General features: G+C 70.0%; 16 protein-coding genes. 6 read left to right on the top strand and 10 right to left on the bottom strand.

Annotation, left to right across the window (positions count from 1 at the left end; genetic code table 11):
- Positions 1-59: 59 nt before the first annotated feature.
- Both ACIPSE_RS07020 and ACIPSE_RS07015 read right to left on the bottom strand, forming a co-directional pair.
- Entirely contained in the window at positions 60-563 is a 504-nt protein-coding gene (locus ACIPSE_RS07020) for a DinB family protein (protein ID WP_401658286.1), read from the bottom strand.
- A 64-nt stretch (positions 564-627) separates the two neighbouring features.
- Positions 628-1,014, bottom strand: coding sequence for a VOC family protein (locus ACIPSE_RS07015; protein WP_401658284.1), 387 nt, complete (start codon positions 1,012-1,014; stop codon positions 628-630).
- A gap of 73 nt (positions 1,015-1,087) precedes the next feature.
- Here ACIPSE_RS07015 and ACIPSE_RS07010 point away from each other — a divergent pair, with 73 nt between their 5' ends.
- Positions 1,088-1,828 carry a class I SAM-dependent methyltransferase gene (locus ACIPSE_RS07010; protein ID WP_401658282.1) on the top strand — a complete coding sequence of 247 codons (741 nt, stop codon included), beginning with the start codon at positions 1,088-1,090 and terminating at the stop codon, positions 1,826-1,828.
- On the opposite strand, the gene ACIPSE_RS07005 is transcribed toward ACIPSE_RS07010, so the two are convergent.
- The 7 genes from ACIPSE_RS07005 to ACIPSE_RS06975 form a co-directional block, all read right to left on the bottom strand.
- The gene (locus tag ACIPSE_RS07005; protein WP_401658280.1) at positions 1,825-2,958 is read right to left on the bottom strand and encodes an ABC transporter ATP-binding protein; all 1,134 of its coding nucleotides are present in this window, start codon (positions 2,956-2,958) and stop codon (positions 1,825-1,827) included. The two genes, ACIPSE_RS07010 and ACIPSE_RS07005, sit on opposite strands and share 4 nt — an antisense overlap.
- A 10-nt stretch (positions 2,959-2,968) precedes the next feature.
- On the bottom strand, positions 2,969-4,030 hold the full coding sequence (locus ACIPSE_RS07000; protein WP_401658278.1) for an ABC transporter ATP-binding protein: 1,062 nt from the start codon (positions 4,028-4,030) through the stop codon (positions 2,969-2,971).
- Positions 4,031-4,040: 10 nt separating this feature from the next.
- Positions 4,041-5,018: an ABC transporter permease gene (locus tag ACIPSE_RS06995; protein ID WP_401658276.1), complete on the bottom strand. Its 978-nt coding sequence runs from the start codon at positions 5,016-5,018 to the stop codon at positions 4,041-4,043.
- 107 nt (positions 5,019-5,125) lie between these two features.
- The gene (locus ACIPSE_RS06990; protein ID WP_401658274.1) at positions 5,126-6,922 is read right to left on the bottom strand and encodes an ABC transporter substrate-binding protein; all 1,797 of its coding nucleotides are present in this window, start codon (positions 6,920-6,922) and stop codon (positions 5,126-5,128) included.
- A 98-nt stretch (positions 6,923-7,020) separates the two neighbouring features.
- Positions 7,021-7,968, bottom strand: coding sequence for an ABC transporter permease (locus tag ACIPSE_RS06985; protein ID WP_401659730.1), 948 nt, complete (start codon positions 7,966-7,968; stop codon positions 7,021-7,023).
- A 905-nt stretch (positions 7,969-8,873) separates the two neighbouring features.
- Positions 8,874-10,781 (bottom strand): translational GTPase TypA, encoded by a 1,908-nt coding sequence (gene typA, locus ACIPSE_RS06980; RefSeq protein WP_401658272.1) that lies wholly within the window; start codon positions 10,779-10,781, stop codon positions 8,874-8,876.
- Positions 10,782-10,936: 155 nt separating this feature from the next.
- A complete protein-coding gene (locus ACIPSE_RS06975) occupies positions 10,937-13,138 on the bottom strand; it encodes an ABC transporter family substrate-binding protein (protein WP_401658270.1) in 2,202 nt (733 codons plus the stop codon).
- A gap of 321 nt (positions 13,139-13,459) precedes the next feature.
- Here ACIPSE_RS06975 and ACIPSE_RS06970 point away from each other — a divergent pair, with 321 nt between their 5' ends.
- From ACIPSE_RS06970 to ACIPSE_RS06955, 4 genes are read left to right on the top strand one after another with little or no spacing between them, the layout of a single operon-like run.
- Positions 13,460-13,750 carry a hypothetical protein gene (locus ACIPSE_RS06970; protein WP_401658268.1) on the top strand — a complete coding sequence of 97 codons (291 nt, stop codon included), beginning with the start codon at positions 13,460-13,462 and terminating at the stop codon, positions 13,748-13,750.
- Between the two features lie 19 nt (positions 13,751-13,769).
- Positions 13,770-14,591: a hypothetical protein gene (locus ACIPSE_RS06965; protein WP_401658266.1), complete on the top strand. Its 822-nt coding sequence runs from the start codon at positions 13,770-13,772 to the stop codon at positions 14,589-14,591.
- Between the two features lie 24 nt (positions 14,592-14,615).
- A complete protein-coding gene (locus ACIPSE_RS06960) occupies positions 14,616-16,559 on the top strand; it encodes a fumarate reductase/succinate dehydrogenase flavoprotein subunit (protein ID WP_401658264.1) in 1,944 nt (647 codons plus the stop codon).
- A complete protein-coding gene (locus ACIPSE_RS06955) occupies positions 16,556-17,326 on the top strand; it encodes a succinate dehydrogenase/fumarate reductase iron-sulfur subunit (RefSeq protein WP_401658262.1) in 771 nt (256 codons plus the stop codon). The genes ACIPSE_RS06960 and ACIPSE_RS06955 overlap by 4 nt, the downstream gene beginning before the upstream one ends.
- On the opposite strand, the gene ACIPSE_RS06950 is transcribed toward ACIPSE_RS06955, so the two are convergent.
- Positions 17,323-17,691 (bottom strand): hypothetical protein, encoded by a 369-nt coding sequence (locus ACIPSE_RS06950; RefSeq protein ID WP_401658260.1) that lies wholly within the window; start codon positions 17,689-17,691, stop codon positions 17,323-17,325. The genes ACIPSE_RS06955 and ACIPSE_RS06950 overlap by 4 nt on opposite strands.
- A gap of 107 nt (positions 17,692-17,798) precedes the next feature.
- On the opposite strand from ACIPSE_RS06950, the gene ACIPSE_RS06945 reads away from it, so the two are divergent.
- A complete protein-coding gene (locus ACIPSE_RS06945) occupies positions 17,799-19,322 on the top strand; it encodes a hypothetical protein (RefSeq protein ID WP_401658258.1) in 1,524 nt (507 codons plus the stop codon).
- The last annotated feature ends 89 nt before the right edge of the window (positions 19,323-19,411 follow it).

Below are 19,411 nucleotides of genomic sequence, written 5' to 3'. Positions count from 1 at the left end.
CGAAGGCCCACGCCCCCGGGCGTGGGCCTTCTTCGTCCCCGTGCGGACTCCCCCTGGGCTCACACCCCGGTGCGGCCGTCCACCAGTTCGCGGATCACGTCCAGATGCCCGTTGTGCCGGGACGTCTCCTCGACGAGGTGGAGGAGGATCCAGCGGAGGTCGACGTGGCGGCCGTCGCGGATGGGGCGGTGGGCCCGGGTGTCGAGGTCGGTGGAGTCGACCAGGGCGCGGTAGCGGGCGGCCTGGTCCTCATACTCCTGGAGGAGGTCTCCGATCGGGACGTCGACCGCGACGCGCATCTCGCGGTCGGGGTCCTCCTCCGTCCACGGGCCCCGGTCCTCCTCCCCCAGGAAAACGACGTCGAACCACCAGTGTTCGACCCAGCGCAGATGGCTGATCAGGCCGGACAGGGTCATCAGGGGCGAGCCCGGCAGCGGGGCCCGCACGGCGTCCGCCGCGGAGACGTCCTCGCACTTGGCGCGGGCGGTGGCCCGGGCGTAGTCGAGGAAGGTGGTGAGCTGGGTGCGTTCGTCCCAGGCGGCGGGGGTGTCGGTTCTTGTCATCGGGAGGGATGCTGCCCGGCCGGTACCCGTCCTGTCGAACGCTTTGTCGAGGCCCCGGGGCGCCTCACCCCTCCCCGGCCACCAGCTCCACCTCGAAGCCGTCCTCGTTCTCCAGATACGCCGCGCGGTGCCCGGGCCCGCCCGCGAAGGGATGGCGGTCCGGGAAGAGCAGCGTCCAGCCGTGCGCGGGCGCCTCGGCGACCAGCGCGTCGAGCGCGGCAGCGTCGCGGACGTGGAAGGCGAGATGGTTCAGCCCCGGCCGCATCCGGTCGTGTTCGGCGCCGCGCAGCGCCGGTGACCGCTCGACCACGACGTACGTCCGTCCCGCCCGCCAGCTGCGCCCGTGCGCCCACTCCTGGTACGGCTCGCAGCCCAGCTCCACGAGGAGCCAGCCCCAGGAGGTCACCGCCCGGTCCAGATCGGGCACCCACAGCTCGACGTGGTGCAGCACCCCGGCCCCTCCCCGCTTCTCCTGAAGGCCTGATCCTGTCATGCCGTCCCGGCCGGTATGACAGACTGCCGCGGTGGTCGACCGTTCGTTCGCGGATCTCGCGCTCGCCGAGTTCTACGACACCCTCAACCCCTGGGGCCCGGGGGACGATTTCCACCTCGGGCTGATCCAGCACGCCGAGGCCGTCCTCGACGTCGGCTGCGGCACGGGCCGTCTGCTGGGGCGGGCGCGTCAACTGGGCCACGGCGGACGGTTGGTGGGGCTCGACCCGGCCGCGGCGATGCTGGTCCAGGCACGGCGGCACGAACCCCGGGTGGAGTGGGTGCTCGGGGATCTGCGCTCGCACCGCTGGAACGGCGCGTTCGACCTCGTCGTCATGACCGGCCACGCCTTCCAGGAACTCGTCACGGACGACGACGTCCGCCAGGCCCTGCGTGCCGTGCACACCGCTCTCGCGGGCGGCGGCCACTTCGTCTTCGACACCCGCAATCCGGGCGCCCGCGCCTGGGAGCACTGGACGCCCGAGCAGGTCCACGAGATCGCCGACCCGTCGGGCAGCGTCGTCCATGTGTGGCACGACGTCCAACCGCCCGTCACGGGAGACCGGGTGACGTTCACGGAGACCTACCAGGGCATGCACTGGGAGCGCCCCGTGGTCTGCCGCTCCACGATCCGCTTCCTCGGCCCCGACCGCCTCGTCCACTTCCTGGCCGAGGCCGGCCTGACCGTCGTGGAGCAGTACGGCGACTGGGGACGCGGGCCGCTCACCCCCACGTCCCCGGAGATCATCACCCTGGCCACGAAGGCGGGTTAGTCCTCCTCGTCCCGCTGTTCCTGGTGGTCGTCCTCCAGTGCGGCCAGTGCCGGGTCGAGGACGATGTCCTCGTCGCGGGCCTCGGTGGTCGGGTCCTCCGGGAAGTGGCAGGCCGTCAGATGGCCGTCGCCGTTGCCGGAGAGCTGGACCAGGGGCGGTTCCTCGGTCGCGCACTTGTCCTGCGCCTTCCAGCACCGGGTGCGGAAACGGCAGCCGGAGGGCGGCGAGATGGGGGACGGCACGTCACCGGCGAGCCGGATGCGCTCCTTGTTGTCCTCCAGCCCTTCGACCGGGACCTCGGGGACCGCGGAGAGCAGGGCGTGGGTGTACGGGTGGCGGGGCCGGTTGTAGATCGAGTCGCGGTCGCCGACCTCGACCACCTTGCCGAGATACATCACCGCGACGCGATGCGAGAAGTGCCGGACGACGGCGAGGTCGTGGGCGATGAAGAGGAACGCGATCCCCATCTCCTGCTGGACCTTCTGCAGCAGGTTCACCACCTGGGCCTGGATCGACACGTCGAGCGCCGAGACCGGCTCGTCGGCCACGATCAGCTTGGGGTTCAGCGCCAGGGCCCGGGCCACACCGATGCGCTGGCGCTGGCCGCCGGAGAACTCGTGCGGGAACCGGTTGAAGTGCTCGGGGTTGAGGCCGACCAGTTCGAGCAGCTCGCGGACCTTCTTCTCCCGGCCGCCCTGCGGTTCGATCCCGTTGACCTCCATCGGCGACTTGATGATGGTGCCGACCGTCTGCCGCGGGTTCAGCGAGGAGTACGGGTCCTGGAAGATCATCTGGATCTCGGACCGCACCGGCGCCAGCTGACGGCGCGAGGCGTGGGTGATGTCCCGGTCCTGATACGTGATCTTCCCGCTGGTGGGCTCCAGCAGACGGGTGATGAGCCGCCCGGTGGTCGACTTGCCGCATCCGGACTCCCCGACCAGGCCGACGCTCTCGCCCACGCCGACGCTGAGGTCGATGCCGTCCACGGCCTGGACCGCGCCGACCCGGCGTTTGATGGGGAACCCGCCGTAGATCGGGAAGTGTTTGGTCAGGCCCTCGACCCTGAGGAGAGTCTCCGCCGATGCGCCCGGGGCACTCTTCTGTGCGGGGAGCGTGAGATTGTCACTCATGTGTCGGTTCCTAGCGCAGCCGGGGCTGGATCTTGTCGATGAAGATGGTCTGCTTCTGATCCGCCGTCAGATGGCATGCGGCGGACCGCCCGTCGCCGAGTTCGGGGCGCACGGTCGCGCACTGTCCCTCGGAGACCTCGCCGGTGAAGGCGCAGCGCGGGTGGAACGGGCAGCCGGTGGGCGGGTTGAGCAGGCTGGGCGGCGAGCCGGGGATCGGGGTGAGCGCCTGCGCGGTGTCACCGCCGAGCCGGGGCATCGAGCTGAGCAGACCCCAGGTGTAGGGGTGGCGGGGGCGGTGCAGCACCTCGTTGACGCTGCCGCGCTCCACGGCCCGGCCCGAGTACATCACCAGCAGGTCGTCGGCCATGTCGGCGATGACACCGAGGTCGTGGGTGATGAAGATGATCGCGGAGCCGAACTCCTGCTGGAGGTCCTTGAGCAGGTCGAGGATCTGGGCCTGCACGGTGACGTCGAGCGCGGTGGTCGGCTCGTCGGCGATGAGGAGGTCGGGGTCGCAGATCAGCGCCATGGCGATCATCGCGCGCTGGCGCATACCGCCGGAGAACTGGTGCGGGTAGTCGTCCACCCGGGTCTGCGGCTGCGGGATGCCGACCTTGGCCAGCATCTCGATCGCGCGCCGCCTCGCCTCCTTCTTGGAGGCGCCGGTGTGCTTCATGAAGGGCTCGGCGATCTGCCGGCCCACCGTGTAGTACGGGGAGAGCGCCGTCAGGGGGTCCTGGAAGATCATCGCGACCTTGTTGCCGCGGAGCTTCTCCATCTCCTTCTCGGTCGCGGTGACCAGTTCCTGCCCATCGAGGACGATCTCGCCGTCGACGGTGGTGGACCTGGGGTTGTGCAGGCCGAGAACGGTCAGGTTGGTCACGGACTTGCCGGACCCGGACTCGCCCACGATGCCCAGCGTCTTGCCCCGCTCGACGTCGAAGGAGAGCCCGTCGACCGCCTTCACGATGCCGTCCTCGGTGGAGAACCGCACCCGCAGATCGCGGACCGAGAGGAAGGCCTGCGGCCCGGTCGGGACCGGCTCGCCTTCGGTCTTGGTCAGTGTGCTCACGGTTGTTCTCCTAGCTGAGGCGTACGCGAGGGTCGATATAGGCGTAGGCGAGGTCCACGACGATGTTCAGGAGCAGGATGAAGAACGCCCCGAACAACATCACGCCCATGGTCAGCGGCAGGTCCTTGGACAGCGAGGAGTTGACCGCGAGACGGCCGAGTCCGGCGAGGTCGAAGGTGAACTCGGTGACCACCGCGCCCGACAGGAGCGCGCTGAGGTCCATGCCGATGATGGTGACGATCGGGATGAGCGAACCGCGCCAGGCGTAGCGGAAGAACACGTACCGCTGGGCCATGCCCTTGGCGCGGGCGGTGCGGACGTGCTCCTCCTGGAGCTGCTCGATCATCGTGGAGCGGGCCATACGCGTGTACTGCGCGGTGAAGATCGTGGCCATCACGGCCCAGGGCAGCAGCATCCCGACGAACCAGCCGGCGGGATCCTCGGTGATGGGCACATAGGACGGGTTCTCCATCCAGCCGGTGCTGTAGACGAAGATGCCGAGGACGATCGGACCGAGCAGGTAGATCTGGAAGGAGCTGATCACCACGGAGGCGCCGGTGACGGCCTTGTCGACCGAACTGCCGCGCTTCCAGGCGGCGATCATGCCGGTGCCGAGTCCGAACAGCAGGAAGATGACGAGACCGCCGACGGTCAGCGACAGCGTCAGCGGGAAGCGGTCGATGATGGAGTCCCAGACGAAGTCGCCGGACTCGAAGGAGACTCCGAGGCAGGGCGCCGAGCAGTGTCCGACGGCGAAGTCGCGACCGGCGACGATCCCGCGCATGAACTCCCAGAACTGCGTGCTGATGGGCTTGTCCAGGCCCAGGTTCTCCCGGATGACAGCGAGGTTTTCCGGCGAGCAGTTCTTGCCGCACGACAGCGCGGCGAAGTCCTGCGGGACCGTATAGAACAGGAAGAACGTGAAGGCACCGATCAGAAACATGATCACTGCGGCGCCTGTCAGCCTGCGAATGAGGAACTGAAACATGGCGGGTCGGTTGCTCTCTTCGAAAAGCGGCGGCCGGAGGGGGGTGCGGCTGGACGGGGGTGCGCCCCGTGCGGCACGCACCCCCGGGAATCAGCCGGAACGGAGGGTTACGGCTGCTTCACGAACAGCTGGTTGATGTCGATGTAGCTGGAGTTGGTGCTGAAGCGAGCGCCACCGATGTTCGATCCGTAGAGCTGGATCTGCTTGGAGTAGTAGACCGGGGCGGCCACGTTGATGTCCTCGACGAGACGGTGGTGCGCCTCTTCCCACTTCGCCGCGGCCTCTTCCGGCTGAAGCTTCAGGGCTTCCTGGATGAGGGCGTCGACCTTGGCGTCCTTGACGTGCGAGTAGTTCGAGGCACCGTCGGCGACCAGGCTGCCGTCGTAGACCGGGGTGACGACCGTGGACGGGGAGGACCAGTCCTGGCCCCAGCCGGTCATGTACAGGTCGTACGGGTTGTCGAGCTTGCCGATCTGCTCGTAGAACGTGGCGCGGTCGATTTCCTTCGACTGGACGTCGAAGCCGATCTTCTCCAGGGCGTCCTTGATGATGACGGCCTGGGCCTGGCCACGCGGGCTGTTGGAGTAGGCGTAGGTGATCTTGGTGCCCTCCTTGAAGCCCGCCTCCTTCAGCAGTTCCTTGGCCTTGGTCGGGTTGCCGTTCGGGGTCTTCTTCTTGCCGAACGGGTCGTAGCTGTCGTCGTAGCCCGGCAGGGTCGGGGCGAAGAGACCGCCGGCCAGCTCGCCGCCGTACTTGCCGCCGTCGGCCTGGATCATCGACTGGTTCGGGATGGCGTACGTGATGGCGTCACGGATCTTCTTGTCCTTCAACCGGTCGAGGTTGAAGGTCATCTGCCAGACGTAGACCTGGTAGCCCTTGATGGTGCGCTTGTTGGTCGCCGCGTCGCTGACGACGTCCTGGATCTGCGCGGGGTCCACGCTGTCCGTGAACTGGATCGAGTTCTTGGCCTCGCCCTGGTCGGCGATCAGACGCTTGGTCTGGCTGGCCTGGTCGATCGTCAGGCTGAAGTTGAAGCCGTCGGCGTACTGGTGACGCACCGAGTCGGTCTTCGGGTCCCACTGGTCGTTCTTGACCAGCGTGAGGGACTTGCCGGCCTTGTACTCGGAGATCTTGTACGGACCCAGCGCCTTGGGCGCCTTGTCGTACTTCTCCTTGGTGTCGTCCTTCTCCGGGACGATCGCGTAACCGGCCATGGCGAGGGCCTGCGGCAGGTCGGGGCGCGGGGTGTCGAACTTGAAGATGACCGTCTTGGCGTCGGGCGTCTCCAGGACCGAGTCCGGGAGGTGCTTGCCCTTGTAGGGGCCGTCCGGCAGCGCCTTGCGGTAGTCGGAGCCGGAGAGCCAGCTCTGGACGAAGGTCGGGCCGTCGAAGATGACCTTCGAGTACAGACGCTCGATGGAGTGGCGGACGTCGGCCGAGGTGATGGCGTTGCCGTCCTCGTCCTTGATGCCGTCCTTGAGCGTGTACTTCCAGGTCTTGCCACCGTCGGTGGTCGTACCCGAGTCGGTCGCGACGTCACCGACGACCGTGAGGTTGCCCTTGGCGTCCTCCTGGTAGTCCGTCAGTCCGCGGTGGATCAGGTTGGCGAACTGGCCGGCGTCGCTGACGTAGATCTGACCCGGGTCCATGTGGGTCATGTCCGACTGCATGTAGACATTGATGGTGCCGCCGCTCTTCGCTCCGGCGACCTCCTTGGCCGGTCCGGTCGAGGTGGCGGCGTCGGCGTAGGCCACGGGCTTCGACTGCTCGGCGGCGTCCGCCTTGTTCTTGGACTGGTCCTTGGCGTTCCCCCCGCCGTTGTCGGAGCAGCCTGTCAGGACCAGGGCGCCGGCCGCTGCCGCGACCACCATGGCACGCACTCTGCGCGATCGGATGGGCTTCATGATGCTCTCTGCACCTACCTGTCGGTTGATATCCACATGAACTGACTGACGCGCGCGGTGTACCGGCGCGGGGGTCAGCGCCCCCCATCGATGGACGATCAGCGTCCGGTCTTTGGGTCGAAGGCATCCCGGACGGAGTCGCCGAGAAGATTGAAGGCGAGCACGAAGATCACCAACGCGCCGCCCGGGAACAGCAGATAGGACGGGTCCTGCTCGTAGATCCGGGCACCGGTCGCGAACATCCGCCCCCAGTCGGGAGTCGGCTCGACGAAGCCGACGCCGACGAAGGAGAGGAAGGCGATCGTCAGGATGGTGCTGGGCAGGATGTAGGTCGTCTGGACCAGGATCGGGGTGACGATGTTCGGCAGGATCTCCTTGCGGACGATCCGCCAGGAGGAGGCTCCGGACACCTTGGCCGCCTCCACGAACTCCCGCTCCCGCAGGGAGAGTGCGGAGCTCCGGACGAGCCGGGCCATGCCCATCCAGCCGAGGACCCACATCACCAGGATGATGGCGACGGCCCGCAGATAGGTCGGGGTCTCGTCCCGCGGGTCCACGAACAGCGCGGTGACGACCGGCATGAAGGCGATGAAGAAGAGCTGGCTCGGGAAGGCGAGGAAGAAGTCGGTGATCCGGCCGAGCCAGTAGTCGACCCGTCCGCCGAAGTAGCCGCTGACCACGCCGATCAGCACGCCCGTGACCACGCTCAGCAGCGTCACCAGGACGGCCATGTAGAGCGAGGTGCGCATGCCGTACAGCAGTTGGGTGAACACGTCGCGACCGAGCTGCGGTTCGACACCGAACCAGAAGTCGCCGGAGACACCGCCGAATCCGCCCGAGGGCATCGCGAAGTCGTCCAGCAGGAAGGGGAATTCGGGCTCCTGGGCGTAGAGCGTGTACGGGTTCTTGCCGTACAGCTTCGCGATCACCGGGGCGAGCGCGGCCACCGCGAAGAAGAAGATGACGACGCAGGCGGAGACGACGCCGGTGCGGTCGCGCCGGAAGCGCAGCCACATGAGCTGGCCCGGGGAACGGCCCTCCAGCACCTCGGGCTTCCGCCCCGGCTCCGCATCGCCCTTTCCGTCGACGTCGGCCCGGGCGTCGCCGCCCTCAATGTCGATAGAACTTGTCACAGTTCGCCCATTTCACAGATATGGATGTACCGGACCCGGACCTCGCGGACACGCGAGGTCGCAGACCGGATCACGCAGAAGCGTCAGGACACCCCGGGAGGGGAAACCTCGCAGTCGGACGCGCGTAGGCGCGCGGTGACGCTAGGCGGCCGACGGGCTTCTCAGCGCCAATCGCCGCACGCGCAAGGACAGTTGCCCGACCTGGGCGTCGTGACCCACCGAGTGGTCGTGACACCACGCATGGGACTCCTCCTCATGACTCCACGTGCTCACCAACAGGAGGGGCGCCTGTTCCCCGACACCCCTGACGGAGAGTCAGACCACCCCTTGGTGCTCGCGAGTCGGCGCCGCATCAGCGGCGCGAGACCCATTGACCCGAGCGCTACGCCGCTAACTATCTGCCAAGAGCCATGTGCCGACCACAGTCTTTTAATCTCAATTCAGTCACAGCTAACGCGTACATCTTCCAAAATCTGGACAAACAGTCCGCCCGGAGAAGGCCACGAAACGGACTTGTTACATGACTATCGACACGCGGATTCCAAATATCGGACAACCTGACGAAAAATCAGTTGCTCCCGGTGACGGAGTCATGCCCTCGACGTCACCCGCGGTCGGCCGCCGACCGGAACGGGTCGGCGCACCACGCGTTCGGGCCACCCTAGCGTCGCGCGTCCACGAACACGATCGGGCGGCGCCGACCGGTCATGGCGTAGGGAAAACCCTGTATGCCCCGGTCCTTCACCGGGTGCGGACACAGCACGGCCGGGCACCGCTGGTCAGCGGTGCCCGGCCGGTTGCTCGGAGGTGTGCGGGCGTCAGCCGTGCTTGGCGCGGCTCGCGGCGCGGGCGCGCTCACGGGCGTCCAGGTTCACCTTGCGGATGCGAACCGCCTCCGGGGTGACCTCCACGCACTCGTCGTCGCGGCAGAACTCCAGCGACTGCTCCAGGGAGAGCTTGCGCGGCGGGACGATCGCCTCGAACGAGTCGGCCGACGAGGACCGCATGTTCGTGAGCTTCTTCTCCTTGGTGATGTTCACGTCCATGTCGTCGGAGCGCGAGTTCTCGCCGACGATCATGCCCTCGTACACCTCGGTGCCGGGGTCGGTGAACAGCACACCGCGCTCCTGGAGGTTCGTCATCGCGAAGGCGGTGACGGCGCCCGAGCGGTCGGCGACCAGCGAACCGTTGTTACGGGTCGTCAGGGTGCCGAACCAGGGCTCGAAGCCCTCGTGGATGGAGTGGCCGATGCCGGTGCCGCGGGTCTGGGTCAGGAACTCGGTCCGGAAACCGATCAGACCGCGCGAGGGGACCACGAACTCCATGCGGACCCAGCCCGAGCCGTGGTTGGACATGTTGTCCATCCGGCCCTTGCGGACACCCATGAGCTGCGTGACCGCGCCCATGTGCTCCTCGGGCACGTCGATCGTCATGCGCTCGACCGGCTCGTACGTCTTGCCGTCGACGTCCTTGGTGACGACCTGGGGCTTGCCGATGGTCAGCTCGAAGCCCTCGCGGCGCATCTGCTCGACCAGGATGGCGAGCGCCAGCTCACCGCGGCCCTGGACCTCCCAGGCGTCGGGACGGTCGGTGTCGAGGACCCGCAGCGAGACGTTGCCGATCAGCTCGCGGTCCAGACGGTCCTTGACCTGGCGGGCGGTGACCTTGCGGTCCTTGACGGCCGCCTTGTTGTCGGCGCCCTTGCCGGTGCCGCCCCGGCCGACCAGCGGCGAGGTGTTGGTGCCGATGGTCATGGAGATCGCCGGCTCGTCGACCGTGATCAGCGGCAGCGGGATCGGGTTCTCGGTGTCGGCGAGGGTCTCACCGATCATGATGTCCGAGATACCGGCCACGGCGCAGATGTCACCGGGGCCCGCGACCTCGGCGGGCTTGCGGGTGAGCGCCTCGGTCATCAGCAGCTCGGTGATCCGCACGTTGGTCATGCTGCCGTCGCGCTTGATCCACGTGACGGTCTGGCCCTTGCGCAGCTCGCCCTGCTCGACGCGGAGCAGCGCGATACGGCCGAGGAAGTTGTCGGCGTCCAGGTTGGTGACGTGCGCCTGGAGGGGGGCCTCCTCGTCGTACGTGGGGGCCGGGATGTGCTGGAGGATCGTCGAGAAGAACGGCTCCAGGCTGTTGGAGTCGGCGGGGACGGTCCCGTTCTCCGGCTTGGTCAGCGAGGCGATGCCGTCACGGCCGCAGGCGTAGACGATCGGGAACTCGATCTGCTCCTCGTCCGCGTCCAGGTCCAGGAACAGGTCGTAGGTCTCGTTGACGACCTCGTCGATCCGGGAGTCGGGGCGGTCCGTCTTGTTGATGCACAGGATGACGGGCAGCCGCTGCTGGAGCGCCTTGCGCAGCACGAAGCGGGTCTGCGGGAGCGGGCCCTCGGAGGCGTCGACGAGGAGCACGACACCGTCGACCATCGACAGACCGCGCTCGACCTCGCCACCGAAGTCGGCGTGGCCGGGGGTGTCGATGATGTTGATCGTGATCGGGTCCCCGCCGTCCTTGGGGTGATACTTCACCGCCGTGTTCTTGGCGAGGATCGTGATGCCCTTCTCACGCTCCAGGTCGTTCGAGTCCATCATGCGGTCGTCGACGCCTTCGAGCTGGTGCGCGGCGAAGGCGCCGGCCTGCTTGAGCATGCCGTCGACGATGGTGGTCTTGCCGTGGTCGACGTGGGCGACGATGGCGACATTGCGGATGTCGTGGCGCGTGGCCATAGTGCGGCGTACTCCCGGAGTGGTGTGGAAGGGGCCTGCGCGTACGTCTGTGTTACGCGGACCCTGCCGGGCTGTACATGCCACGGCCTCACCCCATGGTACGTGCCCCTGGGGGAGGCGGCCTCCGGGGGCCGCCTCCCGGGCTCCCGGAGGGCCTATCGGCCGGTCGGGCTCGCCGAGGCCGGGGCGCTCTTCTTCAGGAAACCCATGTCCTCGTAGACCGGGCTGCGGAAGCCGAACGCGCCGGCGTTGGCCACGGCCTTGCGGGCGGCGGTGAGCTGGGGGCGCTGGTAGAGCGGGATGGATCCGGCGGCGGCCCAGATACGGGAGTCCGCCTTGCGGATCAGGCCCTTGCTCTCGCCCTCGTCGAGGGTGCCGACCGCCTGGTCGAAGAGCTGGTCGACCTGGTCGGTGCCGACCCGGGTGTAGTTCTGCTCGACGTTCAGGGAACCGTCGGCGGCGGGCACCGGCTTGGCGTAGACGGGGCGGAAGTCGGTGGCCGGGAAGGCGGAGGCGGGCCAGGAGTACAGGGCGAGGTCGTACTGGCCGGACGCGATGTGGTCCTTGAAGTAGCTCTCGTCCTCGACCTTGTCGATCTCGGTGCGGATGCCGACCTTCGCCAGCATCGCCGAGATCCGGTCGGCGACCGTGCGCAGCGTCTCCGAGCCGGGGCCCGAGGGCACCACGAACCGCAGGGTCAGCGCCTTGCCGTCCTTGGCGAGCGCCTCGGGCACGGCTCCGGCGGGGGCGGCGGTGCCGCGCGGGGCGTAGGCGCCGGGGGCGCCGCCCTTGAGCTTGCCGGTGGTGTACTGCTTGCCGTCCTGGGCGAGGTGCTGGGAGCCGTCCCCGCGCTCGGGGTGCCCCTTCTTCTTCTCCCGGTCGGCCTCGGCGGGCGCCTTGTCGTCCTCGCCGACGATGTACGTGCCGTCGTCGCCGTCGGAGTCGTCCTCGGCCTTCTTGCCCTTGGCGCCGGCGGCCTCCTCGCCCTTCTTCTCCTCCTTCACCGGACCGCCCCGCACCCAGCCGGCGTCCGAGAGCAGGGCCTGCGCCTCCTCGGTGTCCTGGCCGCCGAGCGCGCCGCTGCTGTCGGCGTAGGCGGCCTGTCCGGCGAGCGCCAGATGGCTGCCGACGGGTTCGGTGGGCAGTCCGAGGGGGCCGAGGACGGTCTTGGCGAGGGCCTCGCGGTCCAGGGCGCGGGCGACCGCGCGGCGCACCCGCTCGTCGGCGAGGGGGCCGTCGACGCCGTTGAGGGCGAGCTGGGTGGAGGCGGGCTCCAGGGAGCGGCGGACCTCGAAGCCGCGCAGCGCGACCTGCTCGTCCGCGTACGCGCTGATCTTCTTGCGCTGCTTCGCGCGGGCCTCGGTCTCCTCCTCGGCGGCGTCCTCGTCGGAGCCGTTGGCGACGGCCCAGGAGTGCAGGGAGTCGGCGGCGGTGAGGTCGCTGCCGGGGCCCATGAGCGGGGTGCTGCTCTGCCGGGGCCGCGCGGCGAGGGTGATCCGCTTGACCGACTCGGGGTCGATGTCGGCCAGGTCCAGGTCGCCGGCGGCGAGGGCCGCGGCCCGCTTGTCGCGCGGGACGGCGCGCAGCACGATCTCGTCGAGCTTGGCGGGGTGGCCCCACCAGCGGGAGCTGCGGGTGAGGACGACCTCGTCGCCCTTGCGGTCGACCTTCTTCAGGGCGAAGGGCCCCGCGGTGACCTTGAGCTTCCTGCGCGCGCCGTCGTTGAAGGAGTCCGGGGAGCCCATGACGTCCTTCGGGTACAGCGGCGAGAACAGGGACCGCCAGTCGGCGTAGGGCCGCGCGAAGGTGACGCGGACCTCCAGGTCGTTCCTGCCGCGCTCGATCTTCTCGATGCGCTCGTACCCGGCGTTGCGGGCGGTCCAGTAGGCGCTGTCCTTGCCGGACAGGGCGCGCCACTGGGCGGCGAAGTCGGCGGCGCCGATCTCCCGGCCGTCGCTCCACACGGCCTGCTGGTTCAGCTTGTACAGCACGACCTGCTTGGGCTCGGTCTCGACGACCTCGGCCTTCTCCAGGTAGTCGGTGTCGACGCGCGGCCGTCCCTGGTCGTCCAGCCGGTACATGGACGGCAGGACGGCCTGCGCGACACGGGTGGTCGTGGCGTCCGCGTCGGCCTGGAAGGTGTTCAGCGTGTCCGGCACCGAGTCCACGGCCCACCGCAGACTCCCCCCGTCGGCGACGCTCGCCCGCGCGGCCGGCGCGATGTCCGAGCCGGCCAGCGGCTTGCCCGCCGGGTCGGGGGAACCGCACCCGGAGAGCACGGTCACCGCGAGCGCGCCCGCGGTGAGAAAGGCGGCCGAGCGCATCACCGCGCGTGGTCCGACGCCGTCGTGGGACATGCCGTCTACCTCCGGGGGTGCGCCGCCTGTGGTGATCACGTTTGGCGGTATATGGAGCTGATCAGATGTATGCCGCCACTGAAGAGGACGGGGCGGGGACGACCGCGGCGACACGGCGGCGGGCCGCCCGAACCCCACCCGTGCGGCGCAACGCGGGCCGTCCGGACCTCACCGTGCGGCGCAACGCGGGGCGCACCCGGGGCGCGCACGGAGGCTCGCGATCCGCCAATCCGTGCACGTCCCTTCCCACCGGCAGGTGTGACGCGCAACACTCGCAGGCGCACATGAACGTTGCCACCCCGAGTGAGGTGAGGTCACGTCATGGCCCTGCACGACGACCTGACGGCGGCTCAGCGCTGCCTCGACGAAGTGCTCCGCCACGTAAAACGCCTGGAACGGCAGCTGGGCAGCGGCGGCCTGGAGATGCGCCGCGTCCGGGTCGACGCCGACCGGCTGCGCGAGAGCCTCGCGCTGCTGGCGCAGGCCGACCCCGCGCTGGCCCAGACGCACCGCCCCGATCTCGTCACCATCCCCGACACCCCGTACGACACCAGCCTGTGGACGGACTCGGACGACGAGGGACTCGGCGCCCGCGACCGCCACGCCCCCTGAACCCGACCGGAGTCATGCGTTGGCCACTGGTACGGAACCCCATCCCAAGAGCGGCGGCGTACGGTCCGGTACGCGCGCCGCGATCGACGCCCCGCATCTGCGCACGGACCGCTGGTGGCTGGCGCCCGCGGCCACCGCCACCGGACTGTTCCTCTTCGTCGTGTACTCGACCTGGCGGGCCTTCGCCAACGCCGACTACTACGCGGCCCCCTATGTCTCGCCGTTCTACTCCCCCTGCGTGGCGGAGAACTGCGAGCCCATGCGGTCGGGGCCCAACTGGGAGATCTTCGGGGGCTGGTGGGGCCTGTCCCCCGCGATCCTCATCCTGGTCTTCCCGCTCGGCTTCCGGCTGACCTGCTACTACTACCGCAAGGCCTACTACCGGGGCTTCTGGGCGTCCCCGCCGGCCTGCGCGGTGGCCGAGCCGCACAAGAAGTACACCGGCGAGACCCGCTTCCCGCTGGTCCTGCAGAACCTGCACCGGTACTTCTTCTACGCCGCGCTCCTCGTCGCCGGCATCCTCACCTACGACACCGTGCTCGCCTTCCGCGACGAGCACTACGCGTGGGGCCACATGGGGCTCGGCACCCTGGTGTTCCTCCTCAACATCGTGCTGATCTGGGCGTACACGCTGTCCTGCCACTCGTGCCGGCACATCGTCGGGGGCCAGCTCAAGCACTTCTCCAAGCACCCCGTGCGCTACCGGATGTGGCGCTGGATCGGGAAGCTGAACGACCGTCACATGCTGCTGGCGTGGGCGTCGCTGGTGAGCGTGGCGCTCGCCGACTTCTATGTCTTCCTCGTCGCGTCCGGAGCCTTCGATGATCCGCGCTTCTTCTGAGTTCGAGATGGATGGGACCCTCTGATGTCCGTGGTCGACCGCCAGGAGTGGGACGTCGTCGTGGTCGGTGCCGGGGGCGCCGGCCTCCGGGCGGCCATCGAGGCCCGGGAGCGGGGCGCGCGCACCGCCGTGATCTGCAAGTCGCTGTTCGGCAAGGCCCATACGGTGATGGCCGAGGGCGGCATCGCGGCGGCGATGGGCAACGCCAACGAGCACGACGACTGGCAGGTCCACTTCCGCGACACCCTGCGCGGCGGCAAGTTCCTCAACCAGTGGCGGATGGCCGAGCTGCACGCGCGGGAGGCCCCCGACCGGGTGTGGGAGCTGGAGACCTGGGGCGCCCTGTTCGACCGGACCGCCGACGGCCGGATATCGCAGCGCAACTTCGGCGGCCACGAGTACCCGCGTCTCGCCCATGTCGGCGACCGCACGGGCCTGGAACTGATCCGCACGCTCCAGCAGAAGATCGTCTCCCTCCAGCAGCAGGACATGAAGGAGACCGGCGACTACGAGTCCCGGCTGAAGGTCTTCCAGGAGTGCACGGTCACCCGGGTCCTCAAGGACGGCGACCGGGTCTCCGGTGTCTTCGCCTACGAACGCGAGTCCGGCCGCTTCTTCGTCCTCGAAGCCCCCTCGGTGGTCGTCTCGACCGGCGGCATCGGCAAGTCCTTCAAGGTGACGTCGAACTCCTGGGAGTACACGGGCGACGGGCACGCGCTGGCGCTGCTGGCCGGGGCGCCGCTGCTGAACATGGAGTTCGTGCAGTTCCATCCGACGGGCATGGTCTGGCCGCCCTCGGTGAAGGGCATCCTCGTCACCGAGTCCGTCCGCGGCGACGGCGGCGTGCTGCGCAACTCCGAGGGCAAGCGGTTCATGTTCGACTACGTCCCGGACGTCTTCAAGGAGAAGTACGCCCAGTCCGAGGACGAGGCCGACCGCTGGTACGACGACCCCGACCACAACCGGCGTCCCCCCGAGCTGCTGCCGCGCGACGAGGTGGCGCGGGCCATCAACTCCGAGGTGAAGGAGGGCCGCGGCTCCCCGCACGGCGGGGTGTTCCTGGACGTGTCGACCCGGATGCCCGCCGAGACGATCAAGCGCCGGTTGCCGTCCATGTACCACCAGTTCAAGGAACTGGCGGACGTCGACATCACGGCGGAGGCCATGGAGGTCGGCCCGACCTGCCACTACGTCATGGGCGGCATCGCCGTCGACTCGGACACGGCGGCGGCGCGCGGGGTGCCGGGCCTGTTCGCGGCCGGGGAGGTCGCGGGCGGCATGCACGGCTCCAACCGGCTCGGCGGCAACTCCCTGTCCGACCTGCTGGTGTTCGGGCGGCGGGCGGGCTGGCACGCGGCCGAGTACGCGGCGGGCCTCGCCTTCGAGCGGCCCGAGGTGGACGACGTCGAGGTCGACACGGCGGCGGCGGAGGCGCTGCGCCCGTTCTCCGCCGAGGGCCCCGCGCCGGGCGAGGCGGACGGACGTCCGCCGGAGAACCCGTACACCCTGCACCAGGAGCTCCAGCAGGCGATGAACGACCTCGTCGGCATCATCCGCCGCGAGGGAGAGATGGCCCAGGCCCTGGAGAAACTGGCCGAGTTGCGGGTACGGGCGCGGCGCGCCGGTGTCGAGGGGCACCGCCAGTTCAACCCGGGCTGGCATCTCGCCCTCGACCTGCGCAACATGCTGCTGGTCAGCGAGTGCGTGGCGCGGGCCGCGCTGGAGCGCACCGAGTCGCGCGGCGGCCACACCCGTGAGGACCATCCGGGGATGGACCGCGCCTGGCGCAACGTCAACCTGCTGTGCCGGCTGGCCGACATCACCGGCGGGCTGGCGGCCACGGACGCGGTCCGCGGCCAGATCGCGCTCGTCCGCGAGACCACCGAACCCATCCGCCCGGACCTGCTCGCCCTCTTCGACAAGGAGGAGCTGGTCAAGTACCTCGCCGAAGAGGAGCTGTACGAGTGAGCAGCTACAAGGCCAGCTTCAAGGTGTGGCGGGGCGACGTCGGGGGCGGTGGCCTCAAGGACTTCACGGTGGAGGTGAACGAGGGCGAGGTGGTCCTCGACATCATCCACCGGCTCCAGGCCACCCAGGCCCCCGACCTGGCGGTCCGCTGGAACTGCAAGGCGGGCAAGTGCGGTTCGTGCTCGGCGGAGGTCAACGGGCGGCCTCGGCTGATGTGCATGACGCGGATGTCGGTGTTCACCCGTGAGGAGACGATCACGGTCACCCCGCTGCGGGCGTTCCCCGTGGTCCGTGATCTCGTCACGGACGTCGGCTTCAACTACCAGAAGGCGCGGGAGATACCGGCGTTCGTGCCGCCGGCGGATCTCGGGCCGGGCGAGTACCGGATGATGCAGGAGGACGTGGACCGCTCGCAGGAGTTCCGCAAGTGCATCGAGTGCTTCCTGTGCCAGGACACCTGCCACGCCGTCCGCGACCACGAGGAGAACAAGCAGGCCTTCGCGGGCCCCCGCTTCCTGATGCGCGTCGCCGAACTCGACATGCACCCCCTGGACGCGGCCGACGAGAGCGGCCTGGACCGCAAGCGCACCGCCCAGGACGAGCACGGCCTCGGCTACTGCAACATCACCAAGTGCTGCACGGAGGTCTGCCCCGAGGGCATCAAGATCACGGACAACGCCCTGATTCCCTTGAAGGAACGCGCCGTCGACCGCAAGTACGACCCGCTGGTGTGGCTGGGCTCGAAGATCAGGAGGCGGACCCCCTAGACGGGGCGGTCTTCGCGGGTCTCCCGGGTCTCCCCGGGCTGCCGAGTCTCCCCGGTCTGCCGGGTCCGCCGGTCCTTCGCGGGCCGCGTCGCGAGCCGCTGGACCCAGAGCCCCGCGAAGAACACGCCCATCCCGGCCGTCGCGACGGGGAAGCGCCCCGCGTCCGGCCCCTGGAGCGGCCCCACGAACAGGAACACCCCCATCCCGGCCATGCCGAGCAGCGTGCCGTACCCCCACAGGCGCGGCCGGCGCACCTTCTCCCGTCCGCGCCCGGGCGGCAGCCGGTCCCGGGTGACGGCGGCGAGGCCGGTCACCGTCCCGAACGCCAGTACCAGCACGGCCACCACGACCCACCCGTCGCCCATGGCGCCGATGCTCGCACGAGCCCCCGTGCCCGTGCCCCGTTTCCCCCGGTCACCCCCGGTTCCGCCCCCGCTCGCGCCCCCACATTCCTGCCCATACGCTCCGAAACATGACGTCCTCCATGATCCGGGGCCGGCCGCGCCGGGCGACCTCGCACATATCCGTGCGGGTGGCGCACACGCTGGTGGGTGCGGTGGCCGGGGTGCTGTGGCTGCTGCTGCCGGGGACGACGGTGGCGCACGCCGAGCGGGCCCCGCGGCCCGAGGCGCGTCAGGAGGCCGCGGCGACGGCCGCGGACCTGGTGCTGCCGCTGGCCGCCGTCGCAGCCGCGGTGGCGGTCGCGGGGTACGTGTACCTGCGGCGCGCCCGGCGGGCCCGGACCCGCACCGCCCCGGTGGGCGCCTCGGTCCGGCCGTCCGCTCCCCCGCCCCTCGGGGAGCTCGACGAACGGGCCCGCGCGCGGCTGGTCACCGCCGACGACTGCGTCCGCACCAGCCGTGAGGAACTCGCCTTCGTGACCGGACGGTTCGGCGAGGACGCCGTCGCCCCGCACGCCGCGGTCCTCGCCGACGCGGCCTTCGAACTGGACAGCGCGTTCCGCCTGCGGCAGCGGTACGACGACGGCGTCCCCGCCGAGGAGGAGTCCCGGCGGCACGCCCTCGCCGGGATCGTCGGGCGGTGCGAGGAGGCGGGGCGGCGGCTGGACGCGGGGGCGGCCGGGGTGGACCAGCTCAGGGCGCTGGAGACGGACCCGACCGGGGCCCTGGAGATCGCCGAGACCCGGTTCCGGGCCCTCGCGGGGCGCACCCAGACCGTGGACGCCCTCCTCACCGCCCTCGGCGAGCGGTACGCCTCCGGCGCCCTCGCCTCCGTCGTCGGCCACCCGGAGCAGGCCAGGGACCGGCTGGTCTTCGCCGGCCTGCGGCTCAACCAGGCCCGGCAGGCCGTCGACCTCGCCGACAACGAGCGGTCCGCCCCGCATCTGCGCGCCGCCGAGGGCGCCGTCGCCCAGGCCGCGGTGTTCCTCGACGGCGTCGAACGGCTCGGCCGGGACCTCGGCTCCGCCGCCGCGCTGCTCCCGGCGGCCCTCACGGGCGCGGAGGCACTGCTCGCGCAGGTCCCGCGGGAGGTGGTGGGCGAGCCCCGCGCCCGCGTCCTGCACGCCGACGGGGTCCTGGCCGTCGTCCGCGACGAGACGACCCGGGGGCCCCACGACCCGCTGGACGCCCTGCGCCGGGTCGTGACCGCCCTGACGCCGCTCGCCGCGGAGCCCTCGGCCGGGGTGCTGGGGGCCGCCGCACTGCTCGTGGGCCGCGACGCCGTGGCCGGCGCGGACGGCTTCATCGGCGTCCACCGGGGCGCGGTGGGCGCCGCCGCCCGGACCCGGCTGGCCGAGGCGGTACGGCTCCTGGACACCGACCCGGTCGGCGCCGGCACGCTCGCGCGAGCGGCCCGGGACCTCGCCGAGCGGGACGTCCGCGCACACGGCAACCCGCTCGCCGGGGCGGCCGGCCACGAGAGCGGCACCGCCGGGGCCCTCCTCGGCGGCATCCTGCTGCCGGACGGCGCGGCGGCGAGCTTCGGCGGACCCCACGCCAGAAGCCGCCGCAAGACCCCCCAGAACCCGTCCTAGAACACTCCCGGCGGGACTTCCCCCGCGCCGGCAGCAAGCCTCCGCCCGGCCATGCGGCCAGAAGGACACCGCAGGGCAGGCACCCCCGC

The organism is Streptomyces sp. NPDC090106, from assembly GCF_044747265.1.
Taxonomy (GTDB): domain Bacteria; phylum Actinomycetota; class Actinomycetes; order Streptomycetales; family Streptomycetaceae; genus Streptomyces.
Note: the sequence above shows the minus strand (reverse complement) of the source record. Positions and strands in the feature narration are given on the sequence as shown.